At 72.3% G+C, this 21,613-nt stretch carries 22 protein-coding genes; 13 read left to right on the forward strand and 9 right to left on the reverse strand.

Features of this window, described 5'->3' with window-relative positions:
* Positions 1–52: 52 nt before the first annotated feature.
* Positions 53–1,468, reverse strand: coding sequence for an NADP-dependent succinic semialdehyde dehydrogenase (locus tag AAH979_RS15870; RefSeq protein ID WP_346258869.1), 1,416 nt, complete (start codon positions 1,466–1,468; stop codon positions 53–55).
* 70 nt (positions 1,469–1,538) lie between these two features.
* Positions 1,539–1,808 carry a hypothetical protein gene (locus tag AAH979_RS15875; protein ID WP_346258870.1) on the reverse strand — a complete coding sequence of 90 codons (270 nt, stop codon included), beginning with the start codon at positions 1,806–1,808 and terminating at the stop codon, positions 1,539–1,541.
* A gap of 157 nt (positions 1,809–1,965) precedes the next feature.
* On the opposite strand from AAH979_RS15875, the gene AAH979_RS15880 reads away from it, so the two are divergent.
* Together AAH979_RS15880 and AAH979_RS15885 are read left to right on the forward strand one after the other, a co-directional pair.
* Positions 1,966–2,388, forward strand: coding sequence for a PPOX class F420-dependent oxidoreductase (locus AAH979_RS15880; protein WP_346258871.1), 423 nt, complete (start codon positions 1,966–1,968; stop codon positions 2,386–2,388).
* Positions 2,389–2,561: 173 nt separating this feature from the next.
* A complete protein-coding gene (locus AAH979_RS15885; protein ID WP_346258872.1) occupies positions 2,562–3,440 on the forward strand; it encodes a GDSL-type esterase/lipase family protein in 879 nt (292 codons plus the stop codon).
* A gap of 2 nt (positions 3,441–3,442) precedes the next feature.
* Here AAH979_RS15885 and AAH979_RS15890 read toward each other — a convergent pair whose 3' ends face one another.
* From AAH979_RS15890 to AAH979_RS15900, 3 genes are all read right to left on the reverse strand, one after another.
* Positions 3,443–4,102, reverse strand: a complete 660-nt coding sequence (locus AAH979_RS15890) for an EcsC family protein (RefSeq protein ID WP_346259004.1) — start codon at positions 4,100–4,102, stop codon at positions 3,443–3,445.
* Positions 4,103–4,462: 360 nt separating this feature from the next.
* The gene (locus AAH979_RS15895) at positions 4,463–4,609 is read right to left on the reverse strand and encodes a hypothetical protein (protein ID WP_346258873.1); all 147 of its coding nucleotides are present in this window, start codon (positions 4,607–4,609) and stop codon (positions 4,463–4,465) included.
* A 129-nt stretch (positions 4,610–4,738) separates the two neighbouring features.
* The gene (locus tag AAH979_RS15900; RefSeq protein WP_346258874.1) at positions 4,739–5,992 is read right to left on the reverse strand and encodes a hypothetical protein; all 1,254 of its coding nucleotides are present in this window, start codon (positions 5,990–5,992) and stop codon (positions 4,739–4,741) included.
* Positions 5,993–6,330: 338 nt separating this feature from the next.
* On the opposite strand from AAH979_RS15900, the gene add reads away from it, so the two are divergent.
* From add to AAH979_RS15925, 5 genes are all read left to right on the forward strand, one after another.
* Positions 6,331–7,431, forward strand: coding sequence for an adenosine deaminase (add, locus tag AAH979_RS15905; RefSeq protein ID WP_346258875.1), 1,101 nt, complete (start codon positions 6,331–6,333; stop codon positions 7,429–7,431).
* Positions 7,365–8,285: a PAC2 family protein gene (locus AAH979_RS15910; RefSeq protein WP_346258876.1), complete on the forward strand. Its 921-nt coding sequence runs from the start codon at positions 7,365–7,367 to the stop codon at positions 8,283–8,285. The genes add and AAH979_RS15910 overlap by 67 nt, the downstream gene beginning before the upstream one ends.
* Before the next feature lie 93 nt (positions 8,286–8,378).
* A complete protein-coding gene (locus tag AAH979_RS15915) occupies positions 8,379–9,164 on the forward strand; it encodes an exodeoxyribonuclease III (RefSeq protein ID WP_346258877.1) in 786 nt (261 codons plus the stop codon).
* A 228-nt stretch (positions 9,165–9,392) separates the two neighbouring features.
* Entirely contained in the window at positions 9,393–10,790 is a 1,398-nt protein-coding gene (locus tag AAH979_RS15920) for a PQQ-binding-like beta-propeller repeat protein (protein WP_346258878.1), read from the forward strand.
* A gap of 49 nt (positions 10,791–10,839) precedes the next feature.
* Complete coding sequence (locus AAH979_RS15925; RefSeq protein ID WP_346258879.1) at positions 10,840–11,178, forward strand: antibiotic biosynthesis monooxygenase; 339 nt, start codon at positions 10,840–10,842, stop codon at positions 11,176–11,178.
* Positions 11,179–11,189: 11 nt separating this feature from the next.
* On the opposite strand, the gene AAH979_RS15930 is transcribed toward AAH979_RS15925, so the two are convergent.
* A complete protein-coding gene (locus AAH979_RS15930; protein WP_346259005.1) occupies positions 11,190–11,792 on the reverse strand; it encodes a class F sortase in 603 nt (200 codons plus the stop codon).
* 128 nt (positions 11,793–11,920) lie between these two features.
* Positions 11,921–12,424 (reverse strand): hypothetical protein, encoded by a 504-nt coding sequence (locus AAH979_RS15935; RefSeq protein WP_346258880.1) that lies wholly within the window; start codon positions 12,422–12,424, stop codon positions 11,921–11,923.
* 312 nt (positions 12,425–12,736) lie between these two features.
* Between AAH979_RS15935 and trmB the strand changes: the two genes are divergently transcribed.
* From trmB to AAH979_RS15950, 3 genes are all read left to right on the forward strand, one after another.
* Positions 12,737–13,477 carry a tRNA (guanosine(46)-N7)-methyltransferase TrmB gene (trmB, locus tag AAH979_RS15940; protein ID WP_346259006.1) on the forward strand — a complete coding sequence of 247 codons (741 nt, stop codon included), beginning with the start codon at positions 12,737–12,739 and terminating at the stop codon, positions 13,475–13,477.
* 102 nt (positions 13,478–13,579) lie between these two features.
* Positions 13,580–16,078 (forward strand): DUF3516 domain-containing protein, encoded by a 2,499-nt coding sequence (locus AAH979_RS15945; protein ID WP_346258881.1) that lies wholly within the window; start codon positions 13,580–13,582, stop codon positions 16,076–16,078.
* A 79-nt stretch (positions 16,079–16,157) separates the two neighbouring features.
* A complete protein-coding gene (locus AAH979_RS15950) occupies positions 16,158–16,955 on the forward strand; it encodes an inositol monophosphatase family protein (RefSeq protein WP_346258882.1) in 798 nt (265 codons plus the stop codon).
* Between the two features lie 37 nt (positions 16,956–16,992).
* Here the strand turns inward: AAH979_RS15950 and AAH979_RS15955 are convergent, their stop codons facing one another.
* Together AAH979_RS15955 and AAH979_RS15960 are read right to left on the reverse strand one after the other, a co-directional pair.
* Positions 16,993–17,910, reverse strand: a complete 918-nt coding sequence (locus AAH979_RS15955) for an aminoglycoside phosphotransferase family protein (RefSeq protein ID WP_346258883.1) — start codon at positions 17,908–17,910, stop codon at positions 16,993–16,995.
* Between the two features lie 49 nt (positions 17,911–17,959).
* Positions 17,960–18,535: a helix-turn-helix domain-containing protein gene (locus tag AAH979_RS15960; RefSeq protein WP_346258884.1), complete on the reverse strand. Its 576-nt coding sequence runs from the start codon at positions 18,533–18,535 to the stop codon at positions 17,960–17,962.
* A gap of 161 nt (positions 18,536–18,696) precedes the next feature.
* On the opposite strand from AAH979_RS15960, the gene AAH979_RS15965 reads away from it, so the two are divergent.
* The 3 genes from AAH979_RS15965 (at position 18,697) to AAH979_RS15975 (ending at position 21,519) form a co-directional block, all read left to right on the forward strand.
* Positions 18,697–19,623: an NmrA family NAD(P)-binding protein gene (locus tag AAH979_RS15965; RefSeq protein ID WP_346258885.1), complete on the forward strand. Its 927-nt coding sequence runs from the start codon at positions 18,697–18,699 to the stop codon at positions 19,621–19,623.
* Positions 19,620–20,510 carry a TIGR03620 family F420-dependent LLM class oxidoreductase gene (locus tag AAH979_RS15970; RefSeq protein ID WP_346258886.1) on the forward strand — a complete coding sequence of 297 codons (891 nt, stop codon included), beginning with the start codon at positions 19,620–19,622 and terminating at the stop codon, positions 20,508–20,510. Before AAH979_RS15965 ends, AAH979_RS15970 begins: the two co-directional genes overlap by 4 nt.
* 352 nt (positions 20,511–20,862) lie before the next feature.
* The gene (locus tag AAH979_RS15975) at positions 20,863–21,519 is read left to right on the forward strand and encodes a hypothetical protein (RefSeq protein ID WP_346258887.1); all 657 of its coding nucleotides are present in this window, start codon (positions 20,863–20,865) and stop codon (positions 21,517–21,519) included.
* Positions 21,520–21,613 lie beyond the last annotated feature (94 nt).

Below are 21,613 nucleotides of genomic sequence, written 5' to 3' on the forward strand. Positions count from 1 at the left end.
GAACATGTCCAATATCCGCGGACCGTCAATCGGGCCGGTACGGCGGTGTGCGCTACTCGCTGTGCGCGCCCGCGCCGGGTCCGCCCGAGGACCCCGCGCCGATCCAGACGGCCTTGAGGTTGCAGAACTCCCGGATGCCCTGCGCCGACAACTCCCGGCCGTAGCCGGAGTTGCCGACCCCACCGAACGGCAGTTCCGGATAGGACGTGGTCATCCCGTTGACAAAGACCATTCCGGCGTCCAGGTCGGCGACGAAGCGCTGCTGCTCCGCCGGGTCCCGGGTCCAGGCGTTGGCGCCGAGACCGTAGTCGGTGCCGTTGGCCACCTCGATCGCCTCTTCGTAGGAGCCGACCCGGTAGAGCCCGGCTACCGGGCCGAAGACCTCGTCGGCGTACATCCGCATCTGCGGGGTCAGCTCGGTGACCACGGTCGGTGGGTACCACCAACCGGGCCGGTCCGGCACCTCCCCGCCGCAGAGCACCCGGGCCCCCTTGGCGACGGCGTCCCGGACCTGCTCGGCCACCTCGTCGCGACCCCGCTCGGTAGCGAGCGGCCCGACGTCGGTCCCGTCGTCCATCGGGTCGCCGACCCGCAGCGCCGACATCCGGGCCACGAACGCGTCGGTGAACTCGTCGTAGACGTCGGTGTGCACGATGAACCGCTTCGCCGCGATGCAGGACTGGCCGTTGTTCTGGCAGCGGGCCACCGTGGCCACCTCGGCGGCCCGGGCCACGTCGGCCGAGGGCATCACCACGAACGGGTCACTGCCGCCGAGTTCGAGCACGGTCTTCTTGACGTACTTCCCGGCGACGGACGCCACCGACCGGCCGGCGCCCTCGCTGCCGGTCAGCGTCGCCGCCCGGACCCGGGGGTCGGCGAGCACCTGCTCGATCCGCTCTGAACCGATCATCAACGTCTGGAACGCGCCGGCCGGGAAACCGGCCCGGCGGAACAGCTCGTCCAGATAGAGCGCGGTCTGCGGCACGTTCGAGGCGTGCTTGAGCAGACCCGCGTTGCCGGCCATCAGGGCCGGTGCGGCGAACCGCATCACCTGCCAGAGCGGGAAGTTCCACGGCATCACCGCCAGCACCGGGCCCATCGGGAAGTACCGGCCGTACGCCGAGGTGGCACCGATCGAAGCGGCGTCGGCGGGCTCGTCGGCGAGGAACCGCTCGGCGTGCGCCGCGTAGTACCGGCAGGCCGCCGCGCACTTGGCCACCTCGGCCTTGGCCGACGCGTACGTCTTGGCCATCTCCGTCGTCATCATCCGGGCCACGCCGTCGCACTCGACCTCCAGCAGGTCAGCCGCGGCGGACATCCACCGGGCCCGGTCGGCGAAGGTGGTGCCGCGCAACTCGTCGAAGCCGGCCGCCGCCCGGGCGAGGGCGGCCGTCAACTGCTCGTCGGTCATCTCGTCAAAGGTCTTGAGCACCTGTCCCGTGGTCGGGTCGATGGTGGCGATCGACATGTCGTACTCCCTCCGATGTCGGCGGATCGGGCGGCGCGCGGGTCACGGGCGGGCCGGACCGGCTCCGTGTTCACTCGAAGAGCGAGTGCTTCGTGCCCGGCGGCTCCTCCCGGCGCCGCGCGGCCCGGCGTCGCTGCACCACCGCCATGTCGATCACGGCGGCCAGGGCGAGGATGCCGAGGACCACCGCGAGGACCAACAGGTCGGCCCGGAGCGCCAGCACGCCGAGCACCACACAGATCACCAGACCGAACGCGGCCAGCACCAGGCGCAGGTTGAGCGCGCTGTACGGGTGGCCAACCGTCCCTTTCGCCCCTCGGGGCTGCGATCTCGCGGCCATTTCGCCGAACTACCCGGTATGGGCCCGGACTAACCTGGCCGGCCGCCCCTGGGCCGCCGGCCGGCGCGGCTCGTGACCCTGAAGACGACGCTCGGCGTGCCGCCGGTCCGGCCCGGGCCGGTGGGGGATTTCGCCGCCCGGTGGGTATAACGGGTGGATGACGACCGGTCCCACTCCCCCGCCCAGCCACGCCGACCTGCTGACCCGCCCGCTCTTCGCGCACCTGGCGACCACCCGCCCGGACGGCGGGCCGCAGAGCAACGTGATGTGGTTCGACTGGGACGGCGGGCTGATCAGGATGACCCACACCAAGCGCCGGCAGAAGTTCCGCAACGTGCGGCGCGATCCCCGGGTCGCGCTCTCGATCGCCGACCCCGACGACCCGTACCGGTTCCTCGAGGTGCGCGGTGTGGTGGAGAAGGTCGAGGACGACGACGAGGTCGCGTCCTTCTACCGTTCGCTGCAACAGCGGTACGACAACGTCTACGAGATCAAGGACGCGCCGGAACGGGTCATCGTCACGATCCGGCCGGAGAGCTTCGTCGCCGTCACCAACGGACAGCCACAGCGCACCCGCTGACCGTCCACCCCGGTCACCGCCGTCCACCCCGGTTTCGCTGCCGGCAGGGTGTGCCGCCGGACGTCGGGTGTCCGTGATCCGCGTGCCGGCGGCGGCCGGCGAGGGTTCCGGGCCGGCGGCGGCGCCGCGTACAGTTACGGAGCGATTGCTGTCCGCTCTGCACCGGGGGAAGCATGCCCAGACGTTGGACCGCCGCCGTCACCGCGCTGCTCGCGGCCTTCGCGCTGGCCTGCGAGGGGTCCGACGGCGGCGGCGGGGGCCAGCCCGATCCCCCGCCCGCCCCGCCCCGGCCCGGGCTGCCCGGCTCGATCGCGGCGCTCGGCGACTCCATCACCGCTGGCTTCGGCTCCTGCCTGATCCTCGCCGCCTGCCAGCGCAACTCCTGGTCGACCGGGGAGAGCAGCCGGGTGGAGAGCCTCTACCGGCAGCTCCGCGAGGTGAACCCGGCCATCCGCGGCAAGGCGCACAACGAGGCGGTGAACGGGGCCCGCGCCTCGGGACTGGCCAGCCAGGCCGCCGCGGCGGTACGCGCCAGGGTGGACTACGTGACCGTACTCATCGGAGCGAACGACGCCTGCCGGGGCGGGATCGAGGACATGACCGGTGTCGCGGCGTTCCGCACCGAGATCGACCGTGGACTCGCGACGCTGAAGAAGGGCCTGCCGAAGGCTCGGGTCCTGGTGGTGAGCATCCCGAACCTGTACCGGGTCTGGGAGGTCGGCCACGAGGACACCCGGGCGGTACGCGCCTGGCGGGGGCGGATCTGCCCCGCGCTGCTGGCCAGCCCCACCTCGACCGAGCCGGCCGACCGTACCCGCCGGTCGACGTTCCGGGCCCGGATCGACGCGTACAACGAGCAGCTCGCCGCCGCCTGCAAGGCGTACGGGTCCCGCTGCCGCTACGACGGCGGCGCCGCGCACCGGGTGCGGTTCGGCCTGGACCTGCTGAACCGGCTGGACTACTTCCACCCGAACGTGGCCGGGCAGAACGAACTGGCCAAGGTGGCCTGGCGGGCGTCGGGCCTGGCCGGCCAGGCCCGACGAGCCGACTGAGGCTACCGGCCGGGCGGCATGATCACGCGGGGCCGGTACAGCTCCTGGGACCGGGCCGCCAGGCTCTTGGTGGCCGACGAGTTCGCCCAACTGCCGAGCACCACCGCCGCCCCCGGCACCGCCTTGGCGAGCAGCCGCTTCGCGGCCCGGACACCGGCCATCTGCGCCAGCTTCAGGCCGAGCCGCAACATCACCTGGGCCAGCGGGGTCTCCGACCGGCCCCGCAGCGCGTCGACGCGCTCCCGCCCGGCGGCCACTCCGAGCGCCAGCCGCGCCGTCTCGGCGATCTTGTGTACCCGTTGCAGCACCAGCAGGTCGGTGGCCCGGTCGGGGTGCTCGGGGTCGTGCCCGTACGCCGCCGCGACGTAGAGCACCATCCGGGCCTGGGTCCAGGCCAGCACACCCATGTCGAGGACCGCGCCGGGCAGGCCGGCGGCGCCGGATATCGCCCCGGAGACCCGGGCGTGGTTGACGAACTTCCGGATCGCCGTCTCGGCCATGGCCTCCGGCGTCATCTGCGGATACCAGGCACGGGTGCGCTCGGCCCAGGCCCGGGCCTGCGGCCCGATCCGCCGGACCGCCTCCAGGGCGAGGTGCTCCGGGGCGTACTGCGGATCGGCCTTCATCCGCTCCCACAGCCCGCTGGGTGGGGCGACGGTCAGCTCCGGGTCGTCGGCGGGCTCGGCCGGGGGCGGCTCGACTGCGGTCGACTCGGCCGGGGGCGGCTCGGCCGCGACGCCCGGGTCGACCTGGGCCACCCCGACGGCGGCGCCCGGTGCGGCGTCCGGACGGGATGCCGGCCCCGGGTTCGCGGCGGCCGGCGGCGTACGGTCGGTCGGCGGCACCGGCGCGGCGGTTCCGCCGCCGCCCGGCTGGGACTCGGTCACGGGACACTCCGGATGTCGAGGGAAGGAATCAGGGTACGACCACGGCCCGGCCAGGACCGACGAGCGGTACGCACCGCCGAGGGGCGGCACCCACGCCCAGATGGTCGACGATCGCGGCAGCCACCTGGCCGACGGTCAGCGCCGGCCGCGCAGCCGGGACACGATCCGGCGCATCCGGTGCTGGTTCGACGGCTTGGCGAATTCGCGCCGGCCCCGCTCGACGAGCTGCCGGCCCTGCGGGGATCTGAGGAACATTCGGATCCGTTGCACCAGTGACGCCATCTCGGTCCTCCTCGGGTGGTCCTGGTACCAGGTGTACCCGATCCCCGGCCGCGCCACACCGGCCGCGCGATTCGGACGGGTCCACGCCTCCATGGTGGCCGGACCGATCAAGTCGACGTCCCGCCCCGCTCAGCGCCAGGACGGGACGAGCGTGTCGACCACCCTGGTCGCCTGGCCCTCGTGCTTGGCGTAGTGCTCGGGGTAGGCCGAGTACTGCACCGCCTGGGCCGCCTCGGTCAGCCGCATCCGCTGCCACCCGGGCACCTGGCGCAGCGCCTCGAAGAACCGCGCACTCGCGTACGCCGGGTCCATCAGGCGGTTCACCGGGCCCCAGCCGCTGCTGGTGCGCTGCTGGAACAGCCCGACCGAGTCGTGGTCCCAGCCGGTGCCCTGGTGCCGGTAGCGCTTGGACTCCGGCAGCACCTCGCTGGCCCGGTTGAGCAGGTTGCTCTCCTGCATGGCGGTGGCCACCCCGATGATCAGGCCCCGGCGCGGCATCCCCATGTCCCGGCCGGTCCGGACGATGGCCCGGGCGTTGTCCATCTGGACCTCGGTCAGCCCGGCCACCGGTTTCGCGTCGTCCAGCGGGGAAGACGTGTCCGGGTCCGCCTCGTCCGACTTCGCGGCGCCCGACCGGTCGTGGTCACCGGAGCGGCTCGGCCGGTCCGCCGAGCGGTCGGCGCCGGACCGGTCGCCGGTGCCGTCGTCCGGCCGGGAGAGCGCGACCCGGTCCTCGGCGTTCGCGGTGCTGCCGCCGGCGGGGTCGGCCGAGGGCGAGACCGCCTCGACGGCGGCCAGCACGCCGAGGCAGCAGAGCAGCCCGGCGGCCACCGCGACTCCGGCCGGGCGGCGCAGGCCGAGCCGGTCCGGCAGCCCGGTCCGGGCGGCCAGGGCGCCGGCCCGGACGGCGAGCCGGCGGGCGGGTGCTGCGGTCCGGCCGGCGGCCCGGCGCGCCGCGCGCTCGGCGGTCCGGACGGCGGGCACCCGGCGGACCCGGGCCAGCCCGGGCTCGACGGCGCGGCGGAGGCGTCGCGCCTGGGCTAGCAGCAGGGCCAGGACCGGCCCGGTGGCGACCCGCAGTCGGGCGGCCGCCACCCCCGCCAGCCGGCCGGCCACGGTGGCGCCGGGCCGGACCGCCCGGTCGACGGCAGCGGCGGCCCTAGCGAGCCGGCCCGACACGGCCGGGCCGAGCGGCCGGAGCCGGCCGATCAGGGCCGACAGCAGGAGTACGAACCTCCGCAGCCGGGCCGGCGTGGGCCGGAGGGTCCCGGGCGACTGGCGCGGCACGGCGCCGGATGTCGGGTCGGAGGAGGAGGCATCATCCGATCGGACAGTGCTGGGCACGGCGGAGTTCGCGGTCTCAGAACGGTCGTCGTCAGGCATCCGACGAGGCTAGGCATGTCGAAGGCCGACTACGGGGAGTCACCAGGTGGGCTACACCACATCTGCTGACCGAGCATTCGGTCAGTGGACCGCAGGCGCGGGCAGCGATGGCCAACCGGAACAAGTGCGGCATTCCAGAGAAATCGCGCTTCAGCCATCAATCAGGCGTATACCTTCTAATCAACCGTCACTCCACGCACCATCGACCGCCTCCTCCGATCGGCTGAGTCGTGCTCGGCCGGCCGGTCCCCCACCGGGTACCCGGACCGGTCCGTCTCGTGAGACCGTGGACTATGGCACCGGTCACCGACCCGCTTCCGCGCCGCGACCTCCGTCGGTTGCCAAAGACCAACCTGCACCTGCACCTCACCGGCTCGATGCGCCCGGAGACGCTGACCGAACTGGCGGACCGGGACGGGCTGCCGCTGCCCGAGCCGCTGCCGACCGGCGCCCTGCACGGCTGGGCCGCGTTCCAGCGCCGCTACGACCTGGCCCGGGCGGCGCTGCGTACCGCCGGGGACCTGAGCCGGGTGGTGGCGGAGGCGACCGCCGACAATGTCGCCGACGGCGCCGGCTGGGTGGAGATCCAGGTGGACCCCACGACGTACGCCGACCGGCTGGGTGGGCTGGAGCCGGTGGTGGAGGCGGTACTCGCCGGGGCGGCCGGCGGGCGTACCGGAGTGGTGCTGGCGGCCAGTTGGGCCGGACCGCCGGCCCAGGCGGACCGGGTCGCCCGGCTCGCCGCCCGGTACGCCGGGCACGGTGTCGTCGGCTTCGGGCTCTCCAACGACGAGCGCCGGGGCCGGATCGCGGACTTCGTCCCGGCGATGCGGACGGCTACCGAGGCCGGACTGCTGGCCGTGCCGCACAGCGGGTTCTACGAGCCGGCCTGGCACGTCCGGGACTGCGTCACGCTGCTCGGCGCGCACCGGGTCGGGCACGGGCTGACCGCGGCGGCCGACCCGGCCACCCTCGACCTGCTGGCCGGGCGGGCGGTGGCGATGGAGGTGTGTCCCAGCTCATATCCGCCGTTCGGCGTCACCACCGGGCTGGCGGCCACTCCGCTGCGTGCCCTGCTCACCGCCGGCGTGCCGGTGGCGCTCGGCACGGACGATCCGCTGCTGTTCGGCACGAACCTGCTCGACCAGTACGTGCTGGCCCGGGACGTACTCGGCTGCACCGACGCCGAGCTGGCCACCCTGGCCCGGTCCTCGGTCGAGGCGTCCGGCGCGCCGCCGGAGATCCGCACGACGATGCTGGCAGGGGTCGCGGAGTGGCTCGGTGGAATGGACCAAGATAGCGGCAGCGTTTGCTACATCGGGGCGCCGTCCGCGAAGGCGCGTCCCGGCGTACCCCAAGGAGGTCCTGACCGGTGCTCGACCCGAACGAGCTCTACGAACTCACCGACGACCTGCCCGAGCTGGGTCAGCCGGTGCTGATCCAGGCGCTTTCCGGCTTCGTCGACGCCGGAAACGCGACCCGGCTCGCCCGGGAACACCTGGTGTCGACCCTCGAGTCCCGGACGATCGCCACCTTCGACGTCGACCAACTGCTCGACTACCGCTCCCGGCGCCCCACGATGATCTTCGTCGAGGACCACTGGGAGCACTACGAGCAGCCGAAGCTCGAACTGCACCTGCTGCGTGACGACGAGAACACCCCGTTCCTGCTGCTGTCCGGCCCCGAGCCGGACTTCCAGTGGGAACGGTTCATCGCCGCCCTGACCAGCCTGATCCGCCGGCTCGGCGTACGCGTGACGATCGGGCTGAACGCGATCCCGATGGCGGTGCCGCACACCCGGCCGATCGGGGTGACCGCGCACGCCACCCGGCCGGAGCTGATCACCGGCTACGAGTCCTGGCTGCAACGCATCCAGGTGCCGGGCAGCGCCGGCAACCTGCTCGAGTTCCGCCTCGGCGAGCAGGGCCGGGACGCGGTCGGCTTCGCGGTGCACGTGCCGCACTACGTGGCCCAGACCGAATACCCGGGCGCGGCCGAACTGCTGCTCACCTCGGTCTCCCGGGCCACCGGCCTGCTGCTGCCCACCGAGTCGCTGCGGACCGCCGCCGAGGCCGTCCGGGTCGACATCGACCGGCAGGTGGCGCAGACCGACGAGGCGACCTCGCTGGTGCACGCGCTGGAGGAGCAGTACGACGCCTTCACCCGGGGACGGGGCGGCCCGAACCTGCTCGCCAACCAGACCGGGCCGCTGCCCACCGCCGACGAACTCGGTGCGGAGCTGGAGCGCTTCCTCGCCGAGCAGGGCCGGCCGGGAGACAACCCGGGTAGCTGACGGCGGGACGCTTCCGCCGGGGCCCGTCGGCGGTGGTCCCCGGCGTCGCGTCGCGCACCTGCGTTCCCCGCCCGGATCGGGCAGGCTGGGGACATGCGCCTGGCGACCTGGAACGTCAACTCGGTGAAGGCCCGCCTCCCCCGGCTGCTGGACTGGCTCGCCGGCACGAAGCCGGACGTGGTCTGCCTGCAGGAGACGAAGTGCCCGGACGGCTCGTTCCCGGCCGACGAGGTCGGCGAGCTGGGTTACGAAGTGGCCAGCCACAGCGACGGGCGGTGGAACGGGGTGGCGATCCTGTCCCGGGTCGGCCTGGCCGACGTCGCGGTCGGGTTCGCCGACGAGCCCGGCTTCCCGGAGCCGGAGGCCCGGGCGATCTCCGCGACCTGTGCCGGGCTCCGGGTCTGGTCGATCTACGTGCCGAACGGGCGTACCCCGGACTCGCCGCACTACGAATACAAGCTCGCCTGGTTCGCGGTGCTGCGCGACGCACTCGAAGCCGAGCTGCGCACCGGACTGCCGCTGGTGGTCTGCGGCGACTACAACGTGGCGCCGACCGACGCCGACGTCTGGGACCCGGCGCTCTTCGTCAACTCGACGCACGTGACCCCGGCGGAGCGGCAGGCCCTGGCCGACCTGCGCGCCCTCGGCCTGACCGACGTGGTGCCGACCCCGATGAAGGGTCCGCACCCGTTCACCTACTGGGACTACCGGGCCGGGATGTTCCACCAGAACAAGGGCATGCGGATCGACCTGGTGTACGCCACCGGGTCGTTCGCCGAGCGCGTCACCTCGGCATATGTGGACCGGGAGGCCCGCAAGGGCAAGGGCCCGTCCGACCACGCCCCGATCGTGGTGGACACCGCGCCGGACGGCGGGTGAGCCGGCTTCCCGGGCCACGGTCCTGGTCGACGGCGGCGGGCCAGCGTGGCTGTCCCGTCGGGCCGTTCCCCGGCCTTCGACGCATGCCGGATCCCGGGCTCGCGGACAGCCGCTCGCCAACGCCTGCTCGGAAACGCGCTGCCGTACCCCCGGCCAGCGCCCGATGCCGAATAATGGCGGCGACGTTGGTCCGGCCAGGTGCGGAGGGCGGATGGAAGACGGCGGGACATGGTGATCGACCTCGGCACCGAGCGGTACGAGCCACCGGCCGAGGTCGCCAGGGCACCCCGCGAGGTGACCGTACGCCGATGGCGGATCGCGGCGGCAGCCGTCGCCGGAATCCTCGTGCTCAGCACCGGTGGTGCCGGGCTGCCTCCGGCGCCACCACTGCGCCAGGTCCACGCCGCGCCGATCGGCCCGGCCGACACCTACACCCTGGCTGACGGCCTGCTCGTCACCACCTCGGTGATCCACGAGGCCGACCCGTCGACACGCCGGATCGTCTGCCACGACCTCACCGACGGGCGGCGGCTCTGGTCCGCCGACTTCAGAGTCGACCAGGAGGGCCTCGGGCTGAGGCTCTCCGACGGAGTGCTGCTGGTCTTCGAGCGGCCGGCCGAAGGTGCACCGGCCCGGACCACGGCGCTGGATCCACGGACCGGGGAACGGCGCTGGTCGGTCCCGTACCGTTCGCTGCTGCTCCCCGGCGGGCCGATCGCGCTGGTCTTCGACACCATCTTCCGGCCCGAGTCGCGGATCCAGCCCGGCCAGGCCGGCAGCACCGGCGAGATCTACGGCGGGTCGGACGGGCACACCTACAGCGAGCCGCCGATCGGAACGATCGTCCGAGGGCTCGACCTCGGCACCGGCCGGCTGCGCTGGGAGTTGCCCCGGATCGACAACGCCCGGCTGGTCGAGGCGTTCGACGGGCGCCCGACCATGCTGCTGACCTCGTCGCCCGACGGTCACGTCGACGTGCGGGACGTGCTCTCCGGCAGGGTCGCACACCGGCTGGACTGGGCGGGCGGTGAGCTGGTCCTCGCGCAACGGGTCGGGGAGACCGTCGTGGCACTGGCGCAGTCCGGACCCGCGCTGGTCGTGACGGCGTACTCGGCGGATCTGCGACAGCGGCGGTGGAGCCGCTCACTGTCCGGCCCGAATCAGTTCGTCGAGCGCTGTGGTCCGCTGCTGTGCCACTCGGCGAATCTCCACACCATCGCGCTCGACCCGACCACCGGCGAGGCCCGGTGGGAGCATCCCGGGCCGCTACGGCTGCTCTCCTTCGGCCCGTGGCTGATCGAGATGGCCGCAGCCCCCGCACTCCGCCGGGTCCTCGACGCCCGGACCGGACGGACCGCGACCGAACTCGGAGGTTGGCGGCTGACCGAGGATGTCGTCTGGTCCGGTGCCGTACCGCTCGGCACGGACCCGCCCCCGCTGGTGCTCCAACCGGACCTCGTCAGGCAGCAGACCTGGTTCGGTGTACTCGACCCGGCCGGGCCGTCGGTCCGCCGGCTCGGAATCCTGCCGTACAGCGTGGAGGGGTGCATGGTGGCCCAGCGGTTCATGGCCTGCCGGAGCGGTGGTGCACAGCTCCGGGTCTGGCGCTACGAGGTGGCCCGGTAGCTGTCGTCGCTCCCCCTGGCGTTCCGGGCGGCTGCCCTAGGCTGAAGCCATGGCAGTAGTGAAGATCAACGCGATCGAGGTCCCGGCCGGCGCCGGTGCGGAGCTGGAACGCCGGTTCGCCGCCCGGCAGGGCGCGGTCGAGAACTCTCCCGGGTTCCTCGGCTTCGAACTGCTCCGGCCGGTGGCCGGCGAGAACCGCTACTTCGTCTACACGAAGTGGGAGAGCGAGGAGGCGTACCAGGCGTGGGCGAGCGGGCCGGCCCGGGAGGCGCACGCCCGTGGGCCCGCCGACGGCGGATCGGGCGGCGAGCAGCCCCGGCCGGTCGCCACCGGCGCCACGCTGCTGGAGTTCGAGGTGGTCCAGCAGGCCGGCCCCACCGCCCCGTAGCCGGCTGGAGATCACGGCTTGCGGGAATCGACCAGCGAGGCGAACGCGATGATGTTGTCCGAGTAGCCCGTACCGCCGCCGACCCAGCGTCCGCCGCAGGTGATCAGGCGGAGCCAGGGGCGGCGGAAGTCGCCGTACACCCGCTCGGCGGGCAACCTGTCCTTGTCGAAGTGCTCGACCGAGTTGACCTCGAAGATCGCCACCGACCGGTCCTGCCGGGTCACCTCGATCCGGGCACCCGGCCGGAGCTTCACCAGGTCGTGGAAGACCGACGGTCCGGTACGGGTGTCCGCGTGCCCGACGATGATCGCCGGCCCGAACTGGCCGGGGGTCGGGCCGCGGTCGTACCAGCCGGCCTCGTTGTGCTTCTCCAGCGCGGGTACGGCGATCGAACCGTCGTCGGCGAGCCCGACCCGGTGCACCGGGGCGCGTACCCCGATCGACGGGACCGCCAGCTTCACCGGCCGGCTCGGCGCGAGCACCGGGAAGTCCCGGGACGGCTCCTTGGTGCCGCCGTTCAGCCAGCGCCACGGCCCACCCGACGACTGGCCCAGCCCGGCACCGGTGGCGAAGACCCCGACGAGTACCAGGACGATCGCCAGCGGCCCGATCATGCTCCGGCGGGGGCGGCTCCCGCCGGATCGGGCCGCCGGATGCCGCAGGTGCGCCGCCGGCTGCCGGCCGCCGATCCAGGGGCGCCGGCCGGTGGAGGTACGGGCCATCGGGGCGGGACTCCTCCCGGTCAGGTCCGGCGGGGGGACGTCGACCGGGCCCGGCGACGGATGGCGACCAGGCCCAGCACGGCGCCGAGTACGGTGCTGGCCAGCCCGCCGGCCACCAGCAGTCCGCCCGGGTCGTCCCCGGCGCTGCCGCCGAAGCCGGTCGCCGGCCCCTTTTGCGGCCGGGTGGCGCCCACCACCATCAACCGGGTGGAGGCGGTCCCGCCGTCCGGGCAGCTCAGCCGGACCCGGTAGGTGTCCGCCCGGGTCGTCTCCGGCACGGTGGCGACCGCGGTGAGGAAGCCGGCCTGCGGCTGCACGGTCACGGAGCCGAAGGCCGGCGACTCGACCGTGGCGGGCTGGGTGTTGGTCCGGCAACTGGCCTTGATGCCGACCATGAAGCCGGCCTCGACGGTGCTCGGGTTGACCTGCACGAAGACGTCGGCGGCGCGGGCCGGGGCGGGCACGGCCAGGAGCAGGGCGAGCGGGACACCGCAGAGGATCGCGATGCGTCGACGCGTTGCCACTGGTCCCCCTCCCGGCGCCTCGGGCAGGGCCGGACGCGGGGCCTGGGCCTGCCGTATGCGGAAATCCTCTCATCTGTCGCCGCCGAGCACACCCGGTCCGGCGTTCTCGGGCAGATCCTCGTCGGCCGCCCGGTAGCTTCGCGGTCGGCTGGCCCATGGTCCCGCCGTCGGCCGCCCCGGAGCTTCGCCGTCGGCTGGCCCGCAGCTTCGCCGTCGGCTGGCCCGATCGCGTAGGCTGGCTCTCCCGTGACCCTCGCCAGCCAGGACCAGACCGCCGCGCCCGTGCCGGCCCCGCAGCCCGAGCCCGCCGGAATGTCGGGCCGGGTGCCGTCAGGCCGGGTGCCGTCAGGCCGGTTGGCGCAGATCCGCACCTTCCACCCGCGCCGGGGCCGGCTCAGCGCGCGGCATCTGGACGCGCTGGACCGGCTCTGGTCCGGGTACGGCCTGACCGTCCCGGTTCCGGAGCACGCCGACAGCGGTGACCGGCCCACCGGCGGCCGGCTGGACCTGGTCGAGCTGTTCGGGCGCGAGGCGCCGGTGGTACTGGAGATCGGTTCTGGGATGGGTGACGCCACCGTGGCGATGGCCGCCGCCGACCCGGGGCGGGACTATCTCGCCGTCGAGGTGCACACTCCGGGCATCGCCAACCTGCTCGCCCTCACCGAGCAGCACGGGCTGACCAATGTCCGGATCGCCCGGGGTGACGCGCTCGATCTCGTCCGGCACCTGTTGTCACCGGACCGGCTCGACGCCGTACACGTCTTCTTTCCCGACCCCTGGCCGAAGCCGCGGCATCACAAGCGCCGGCTGATCCAGCCGGCGCACGTCGCGCTGCTCCGCTCCCGGCTGGTCCCCGGCGGCACCCTGCACTGCGCCACCGACTGGCCGGAGTACGCCGAGAGCATGCGCGACACCCTGACCGCCGACCCGGAGCTGGTGAACGTGTACCCCGGCTTCGCCCCCCGCCCGGCACACCGGCCGGTGACGAAGTTCGAGCGGCGCGGCACGACCGCTGGGCGCCCGATCCTCGACCTGATCTTCCGGCGCCGCTGAGGACGCTGACGACGGAGGCAACCACACCGAGGCCGGCGAGATCAACTGGGCCGGGCCGGAGGATTGGCGTTGCCGAGCCGGGCCAGGCACGATGGACCGGCTATGACGCTCACCGACCAGCTGCCGGGCAGCGCCGACCCCGACACCCTCTTCGACGCGTTCGCCGGTTGGGCGCAGGAGCGTGGCCTCAGCCTCTATCCGCACCAGGAGGAGGCGCTGATCGAGATCGTCTCCGGGGCCAACCTGATCCTGAGCACTCCGACCGGTTCCGGCAAGAGCCTGGTCGCCGCGGGCGCCCACTTCGCGGCCCTGGCCGACGACCGGATCAGCTTCTACACCGCGCCGATCAAGGCCCTGGTCTCGGAGAAGTTCTTCGCGCTCTGCGAGATCTTCGGCGCCGAGAACGTCGGGATGCTGACCGGGGACGCCAGTGTCAACGAGGACGCGCCGATCATCTGTTGCACGGCGGAGATCCTCGCCAACATCGCGCTGCGGGACGGCGAGCGGGCCGACGTCGGCATGGTGATCATGGACGAGTTCCACTTCTACGCCGAGCCGGACCGGGGCTGGGCCTGGCAGGTGCCGCTGATCGAGCTGCCACAGGCGCAGTTCGTGCTGATGTCCGCCACGCTGGGCGACGTCACCCGGTTCGTCGACGACCTGACCCGGCGTACCGGGCGGCCGACGGCACTGGTCCGTAACGCCGAGCGGCCGGTCCCGCTGATGTTCTCGTACGCGATGACACCGCTGCACGAGACGCTGGAGGAGCTGCTCTCCACCCGGCAGGCGCCGATCTACGTCGTGCACTTCACCCAGGCAGCCGCACTCGAACGCGCGCAGGCGCTGATGAGCGTCAACGTCGCCACCCGGGCTGAGAAGGACATGATCGCCGAGGCGATCGGCAACTTCCGGTTCACCGCCGGCTTCGGGCGTACGCTGTCGCGGCTGGTCCGGCACGGCATCGGGGTGCACCACGCGGGGATGCTGCCGAAATACCGGCGGCTGGTGGAGACGCTGGCCCAGGCCGGGCTGCTCAAGGTCATCTGCGGCACCGACACCCTCGGGGTCGGGATCAACGTGCCGATCCGCACTGTCCTCTTCACCGGCCTGTCGAAGTACGACGGCGTCAAGACCCGGCTGCTCAAGGCGCGGGAGTTCCACCAGATCGCCGGCCGGGCCGGCCGGGCCGGCTTCGACACCATGGGCACGGTGGTGGTGCAGGCGCCGGAACACGTGATCGAGAACGAGAAGGCCCTGGCCAAGGCGGGCGACGACCCGAAGAAGCGGCGCAAGGTGGTCCGGAAGAAGCCGCCGGAGGGGTCGATCGGCTGGGGCCGGCCCACCTTCGACCGACTGGTCGAGGCCGAGCCGGAGCCGTTGACGTCGAGCTTCCAGGTCAGCCACGCGATGCTGCTCAACGTGATCAGCCGGCCGGGCGACGCCTTCGCCGCGATGCGGCACCTGCTGACCGACAACCACGAGGACCCCGCCGCGCAGCGCCGGCACATCCGGCGGGCGATCGCCATCTACCGGGCGCTGCTGGCCGGCGGCGTGGTGGAGCGGCTCGCCGAGCCGGACGAGCAGGGTCGACGGGTACGCCTCACCGTCGACCTCCAGCTCGACTTCGCGCTCAACCAGCCGCTCTCGCCGTTCGCGCTGGCCGCGATCGAGCTACTGGACACGGCGTCCCCGACCTACGCCCTGGACGTACTGTCGGTGATCGAGTCCACACTGGACAACCCGCGTCAGGTGCTCTCGGCCCAGCAGTTCAAGGCCCGGGGCGAGGCGGTCGCGGCGATGAAGGCCGACGGCATCGAGTACGAGGCCCGGCTCGAACTGCTCGACGAGGTGACCCACCCGAAGCCGCTCGCCGAGTTGCTGGACGCCGCCTACGAGATGTACCGGCGGGGGCACCCCTGGGTCGCCGACTACGAGCTGCGGCCGAAGTCGGTGGTCCGGGACATGTACGAGCGGGCGATGACCTTCGTCGAGTACGTCAACTTCTACGGCCTGTCCCGGTCCGAGGGGCTGGTGCTGCGCTACCTGGCGGACGCGTACAAGGCAGTGCGGCAGAGCGTGCCGGAGGACGCCAAGACCGAGGAACTGATCGACCTGATCGAGTGGCTCGGCGAGCTGGTCCGGCAGGTGGACTCCAGCCTGATCGACGAGTGGGAGCGGCTGCGCAACCCGGCCGACCCGGCCGCCGTGGTGGTGGACGACAAGCCGCCAGCCGTCACCGGCAACGTCCGCGCGTTCCGGGTACTGGTCCGCAACGCGCTGTTCCGCCGGGTGGAGTTGGCCGCCCTGCGTCGCTTCGACGAGCTGGGCGCGCTCGACGCCGAGGACGGCTGGGACGCCGACGCCTGGGCCGACGCGCTGGAGCCGTACTTCGAGGCGTACGACGAGATCGGCACCGGGCCGGCGGCGCGCGGGCCGGCGCTGCTGATGATCGAGCAGGGCCGGGACCGCTGGACGGTCCGGCAGATCCTCGACGACCCGGACGGCGACCACGACTGGGGAATCAGCGCGGAGGTCGACCTCGCCGCCTCCGACGCGGCGGGCACGGCGGTGCTCCGAGTGACCGAGGTCGGACAGCTCTGACGTCCCGCCGGCCCGGCGCGGCTACCTGGCGCCTTGCGGCCGCCTGGCCCGGGCGGTCCGGGCTCCTATCCTTGCCCGCATGACGATCACCGATCACGAGCTGGCCATCGCGGCGGCGCAGGCAGGGGCCGAGGTGGTGCGCTCGCACTACGGCACCGCGCTGGCCCGGTTCGCCAAGGGTCCGGGCGACTTCGCCACCGCCGCCGACGTCGAGGCGGAGCAGGCGATCCTGGCGGTACTGCGCGCCGCTCGCCCGGACGACACCGTGGTCGGTGAGGAGAGTGGCCGCACGGGATCCGCCGGGAACGGTCGGGAATGGCTGGTCGACCCGCTCTGCGGAACACTGAACTACGCCGCCCGCAGCATGCTGGTCGCGGTGAACGTCGCGCTGCGCTCCGGCCCGGAGACCACCGTGGCCGCCTCGGCCGACCCGTTCAGCGCGGAGGTGTTCTGGACCGACGGCACCCGGGCCCGGGTACGCCACGACGGCGTGGACGCCGAACTCCAGCCGTCGGCCGACTCGTGGTTGGTGGACGTCAACCTGGATCCGCCGTTCCCGAACGATCCCGCCTTCCGCGCGGTACGCCTGCTCGCCGACCGGGGGTTCGCGGAGCGGTTCCGCCCACGCGTGATCTCCAGCACCCTCGCGGTGGCCTGGGTCGCGGCCGGTCGGCGGGCCGGGTACGTGACCGACGGCCACCTGCGGGACAGCGTGCACTTCGCCAGCGGGATCGCCCTGTGCCGGGCCGCCGGCTGTGTGGTCACCGGCCTGCACGGGCAGCCGCTGCACACTGGGGTGGGCGGCCTCGTCGTGGCGGCCGACGAACAGACCCACGCCGCCCTGCTGACAGTGGTCGAGAAGCAGTTCCCGGCATAGCTGCCGGGCACTCGCAAGTCCAGTTGTCACACCCCGCTCACCCGACGGTGCCGAGTTCAGTGGCGATGAGGCGTCGCAAGGCGGCGCTGGCGGGCGGGCCCCAGGTGGCCTTGCCGCCGGGGCCGCTGTCGTTGCCGACGAAAATGCAGCCGAGGGCGCGCCACACCGCCCAGCCGCGCGCGCGTCGCAGGGTCGCGGTATCCAGGGTTGGCTGGTAGGCCGCGTGGAAGCGGTCGATGGCGCCATCCGGTAGCAGGATCCACCCGGCCGCGAGGTCACATGCCGGGTCACCGGCGCAGAGGTCACCGAAGTCGATCACGCCGCAAAAGGAGCCGTCGGCAGTGAGGACGTTGGCCGGGTGCAGGTCCGCATGGATCCACAGTGCCGGACCAGTCCATTCAGGCGCGGTGACCGCGTCGCGCCAGACGGCGTTGACGGCGTCGAAGTCACGGATCAGCCCTCGCTCGGCAGCGGAGGCGAGCCCCTTGGCGACCTCCTCTGCGCGGTCGACCAGCGGGCCGCCGCGGTCCCGGCCGGCGGGCGCGCCGTCAGGGGCAGGTTGGTGAAGAGCCGTCAGGAAAGCGGCCAAGGACTCGGCCGCGTCCGCTGCGCGCGTGACCGGGGTGCGGTCTGCTGGTGTGCCCGGAACCCAGGTGGTGATGAGCCATGGCCGAGGGAACCGTTCGGAGGGCTCGCCGATTCGCTGCGGGACGGGGACCGGCAGCGGAAGGCGCGGGGCCAGCATGGGCACCCAGGTGTGCTCCTTGCGCAGCAGTGCGTCCGAGTCCCGGGTCGCCCAGGGCAGCCGGACGGCGAGGTCGTCGCCGAGCCGCCACAGTTGATTGTCCCAGCCACGCGCGCCTAGGCGGACCGGGCGATCGGCGAGGTCGGGGTGCTGGTCACGCACCAGATTCCGGACCAGTTCCGCAGTGATCTCGATCTCAGCGTGGGACATGCGGACGAACTGTAGTCGCAGCGCCCGTAGGCGGAGGCTCCCCTCGGAGCTACTTGGCACTCTCGTTGCCCGTGCACCGAGTCCGTACGCCTTCGATGGCAAGTGTGACCAGTCGGTCGACGTCAGCCGCGCTGTCAGGCTCGGGTTCTGCGGCCAGGGCGATTGCGCTGACAAGCTTGAGTAGGTCGGCGGTGGTGACATCCGGGCGTACGCTGCCCGCGCGGCGCGCGCGGACGAGTAGCGCGTCGCCGGCATCCATGATCATCGTGTGGCAGGTGGCACCGAGCGTGGGATCGCCGCCAGGAGTTCCAGACATGATCGCTGTCGCGAGGCCACGGTTGGCTGTCGCGTGTGTGCCGACGGCTCGCAGCCACGTAGTCAGCGCGGGCCAGGGGTCGAGACTGTTGGCAAGGTCGTGGGCCTTGGCGCAAAGGGCCTCCACCCGGTCTCGGAAGACCGCCTCCAGTAGCGCCTGGCGCGAGGGGAAGTGCCGGTGCAACGTAGCGGAACCGACTCCGGCCTGGCGGGCGATCTCCTCCAGCGACGCCTGGGCGCCGTGCGCGGCGACGATGGCTCCCGCCGCGCCGAGGATCCGCTCGTAGTTGCGGCGTGCGTCAGCCCGCATGGGGCGCCCGGCCAGGGGTGGTGTTGCGCCGTCCGTGGGCACGGGGCCTCCAGCGACTTGCAAAGTGGGGTGGGCCCCCATATCGTAGCCCAACACAAACGGGGGGCCACCCCGTTTTTCCAGGCTGGCGACCCCGTCCCCTCGTAGCTCAGGAGCAAAAGATGGATACAACAGACAAAGCCATTGTTGTGGTAGGTGCGACCGGCTTGCAGGGCCGCGCCGTGACGAAACACCTGCTCAACAACGGCTGGCCGGTACGGGCTCTCACCCGCAATCCGGACAGCGCCTCGGCGCGGGCTCTGGCTGACATCGGCGCCCGGATCGTCCGCGCCGAGATGGCGGACGTCGCCTCCCTAATCGCCGCGGCGGAGGGCGCGTACGGCGTGTTCAGCGTCCAGCCGACAGTCGGCTCGCCCGGCACCGCGCCGGGGTTCACCGCCGACGACGAGATCCGGTGGGGCGTCAACGTCGCCGAGGCCGCGCACGCCGCCGGAGTCGCGCACTTCGTCTTCACCTCCGTCGCCGGTGCGGGCCGTCACGACGGCGAGAAGGTGCCGCAGAACCTGGTGAGCAAATGGCGGATCGAGCAGCACATCGCGGAACTCGGCCTGCCGGCGACGATTCTGCGGCCGGTGTCCTTCATGGAGAACTACACGGGCGGATACCACCTGCACAACAGCGCCGTGACCGCCGCGTTCGAGTCCGATGTCCCACAGCAGGTCATGGCCGTCGACGACGTCGGCGTGCTCACCGCGCTCGTCTTTGCCCAGCCGACGGACTGGATCGGGCGCGCGATCGACCTGGCCGGCGACGAGCTGACACCAGTACAGATCGCGGCGGCCATCTCCGAAGCCATCGGCCGCCCGCTGCCGTACGTGCAGATTCCGATCGACGCCATCCGGCAGATCGGCGAGGAATTCGCGTACGGGTACGAGTGGCTCAACACGCTCGGCTACCGAGCCGACATCTCCGGTGCACGCCGGATCCACCCCAACCTCATGGACCTCCGCACCTGGCTGACCGTCACCGGAGCGGCCCAGATCAGCACGTTCCTCGCCACCCAGGACGGCAGCGGACAGCACGCGTGAGCAACCAGAAGGCAGTCCTCGGGCGAATCGGGATCTGGGCCGGCCACCTTGACAACTACCCCGCCGCCACGCTCCGCAGCGCCGCCAGAACGATCGAGGATCTCGGCTACGGCACGCTGTGGTTCCCCGAGACGACTGGCCGGGAGGCGATGGCACAGGCCGCGATCTTGCTATCGGCCACCCAGCGGATCGTGGTGGCGGCAGGTGCCGCCGACATCTACGCCCGCGACGCGGTCACCACCGCAGCCGCGCAACGCACCCTCGACGAGGCGTACCCCGGACGATTCCTGCTCGGGCTCTGGGAAAGCCATCCGAGCCTCGCCGAGGACGTCCGTGGTCATCGCTTCGGCCCGCCGGTGACGACCATGCGCACCTACCTCGATGCGATGGATGCCGCTCCGTTCCGGATGCCGACAGCCTCCGCCCGACCGCGACGGGTGCTCGCCGCGTTGGGACCCGAAATGCTCACGCTCGCGGGCGAACGCGCCTGGGGCGCGCACCCGCTGGGCTTGCCTGTCGCGCACACCGCGAACGCGAGAGCTGTACTGGGCCCGGACGCGTTGCTGGCCGTCGCCCAACTCGTCATCCTGGACCCGACCCGTTCGAACTTGGCCGAACTGGCCCGCTCGTACGCCGCCGCGACCGTGCCCAACCGTCGCCCGCTGCTGCGTGAACTGGGTTTCGAGGAAGCGGAGATCGACTCCCTGAGTGACCGGCTCGTCAATGCGATCGTGGCCTGCGGGACTGTAGACGAGATCGCACAGCGGGTCGGTCAACACCTCGACGCCGGCGCCGATCACGTAAGTCTCTACGTGGTCACGCCCACACCCGAGACTCCGCCCCTACCGCAATGGCGGGAACTCGCCGCTCAACTCTCGGTCGGATAGGCAACCTCGGCGTCAGACCAGTCCGGCTTAGTCTGCTTCCGGGTGACTTGGCGTCAAAGCCCCAAACGTCGGCCTTCACGTACTTCATCATCCCGGCCGTCGTACCCGTCGATCGGAAGCCCGAGGAGGTCGGCCAGGGTCGGCTCCGGGGCTTGGGCCAGCGGCAGTGGAACCTGGCACCGTACCGCTGGCCACCCTTGAGCGGTCGTGGCCACGCCGTTGGCCAACTTCCCGCGGACTGGCCACCTTTGGCCAGACCGGACAGGCGATACGACCCTTTTGGGCTGGGCGGAGCGGCAGAAATCAATTAGAATGTGTGTACTAAAACGGCTTCTGAACTGGGAGGACAGCCGTGCCAGAGTCTGTCGCCACCGCGCCTACTGCCGCCCCCCTCCCCTACGCCACCCTGCTCGCCTTCACCCGCTACGTCGACCGCACCGGCCCGGCCAAGGCGACGTTCGTCGGCGGCCTGCGCAAGCAGCGCGCAAGCCGCTCCGGCTTCAACCCACACGGGCAGCTCGTCAAGGCACTCAAGACCGACATCGCGTTCCGGACCGGGGGCCGCCACCTGGCCGAGATCGCCGGCGTGGTCAAGCCGCGCTGGCGCCCGCTCTACGAGGCGCTGGTCCCGGGCGCGGTGAGCTACCTGCACTCGCTCGGCGACCTGTCGACGGTCGAGCTCGCCCAGACGCACGACGCGCTCGGGATGGTCGGCGACCTGCCGGTGAAGGTCAACCCGCACCTCGGCCTGCGCTACGACGACGGCCGGCGGGAGGCCGTCCGGCTGCACTTCGACGAACAGCCACCGAGCCAGGAGGCACTGCTGGCCACCCTGCACCTGATGGGCCGGCAGATGGACCAGGTGCTGCCCGGTGCCGAGCCGGTGCTGGTCGACGTACGCCGGGGCGTCGCACACCACTGGGACGCCGCCGTCCGCCCCGACCAGGTCGAACGCTGGCTTGCCGGCGAGGCGGCCGCCTTCACCGCCATCTGGTCCACCGCCGCCTGACCGAGGCGTGGATCGCGCTGTGTCCCGGAAGTAGTGCTGTCGGCCAGCCGTGGGTTCCGCGGTTCGCTGAAGTAGCGCGACCTTGAGGCCGGAC

It is taken from the genome of Plantactinospora sp. ZYX-F-223, assembly GCF_039649625.1.
Lineage (GTDB): Bacteria > Actinomycetota > Actinomycetes > Mycobacteriales > Micromonosporaceae > Plantactinospora.

Excerpts from the sequence above, each read along its gene's own strand:
- AAH979_RS15870 (WP_346258869.1), bottom strand. The coding sequence starts at position 1,468 with ATGTCGATCGCCACCATCGACCCGACCACGGGACAGGTGCTCAAGACC.
- AAH979_RS15875 (WP_346258870.1), bottom strand. The coding sequence starts at position 1,808 with ATGGCCGCGAGATCGCAGCCCCGAGGGGCGAAAGGGACGGTTGGCCAC.
- AAH979_RS15880 (WP_346258871.1), top strand. The coding sequence starts at position 1,966 with ATGACGACCGGTCCCACTCCCCCGCCCAGCCACGCCGACCTGCTGACC.
- AAH979_RS15885 (WP_346258872.1), top strand. The coding sequence starts at position 2,562 with ATGCCCAGACGTTGGACCGCCGCCGTCACCGCGCTGCTCGCGGCCTTC.
- AAH979_RS15895 (WP_346258873.1), bottom strand. The coding sequence starts at position 4,609 with ATGGCGTCACTGGTGCAACGGATCCGAATGTTCCTCAGATCCCCGCAG.
- AAH979_RS15900 (WP_346258874.1), bottom strand. The coding sequence starts at position 5,992 with ATGCCTGACGACGACCGTTCTGAGACCGCGAACTCCGCCGTGCCCAGC.
- AAH979_RS15915 (WP_346258877.1), top strand. The coding sequence starts at position 8,379 with ATGCGCCTGGCGACCTGGAACGTCAACTCGGTGAAGGCCCGCCTCCCC.
- AAH979_RS15920 (WP_346258878.1), top strand. The coding sequence starts at position 9,393 with ATGGTGATCGACCTCGGCACCGAGCGGTACGAGCCACCGGCCGAGGTC.
- AAH979_RS15925 (WP_346258879.1), top strand. The coding sequence starts at position 10,840 with ATGGCAGTAGTGAAGATCAACGCGATCGAGGTCCCGGCCGGCGCCGGT.
- AAH979_RS15930 (WP_346259005.1), bottom strand. The coding sequence starts at position 11,792 with ATGATCGGGCCGCTGGCGATCGTCCTGGTACTCGTCGGGGTCTTCGCC.
- trmB (WP_346259006.1), top strand. The coding sequence starts at position 12,737 with ATGTCGGGCCGGGTGCCGTCAGGCCGGGTGCCGTCAGGCCGGTTGGCG.
- AAH979_RS15945 (WP_346258881.1), top strand. The coding sequence starts at position 13,580 with ATGACGCTCACCGACCAGCTGCCGGGCAGCGCCGACCCCGACACCCTC.
- AAH979_RS15950 (WP_346258882.1), top strand. The coding sequence starts at position 16,158 with ATGACGATCACCGATCACGAGCTGGCCATCGCGGCGGCGCAGGCAGGG.
- AAH979_RS15955 (WP_346258883.1), bottom strand. The coding sequence starts at position 17,910 with ATGTCCCACGCTGAGATCGAGATCACTGCGGAACTGGTCCGGAATCTG.
- AAH979_RS15960 (WP_346258884.1), bottom strand. The coding sequence starts at position 18,535 with ATGCGGGCTGACGCACGCCGCAACTACGAGCGGATCCTCGGCGCGGCG.
- AAH979_RS15965 (WP_346258885.1), top strand. The coding sequence starts at position 18,697 with ATGGATACAACAGACAAAGCCATTGTTGTGGTAGGTGCGACCGGCTTG.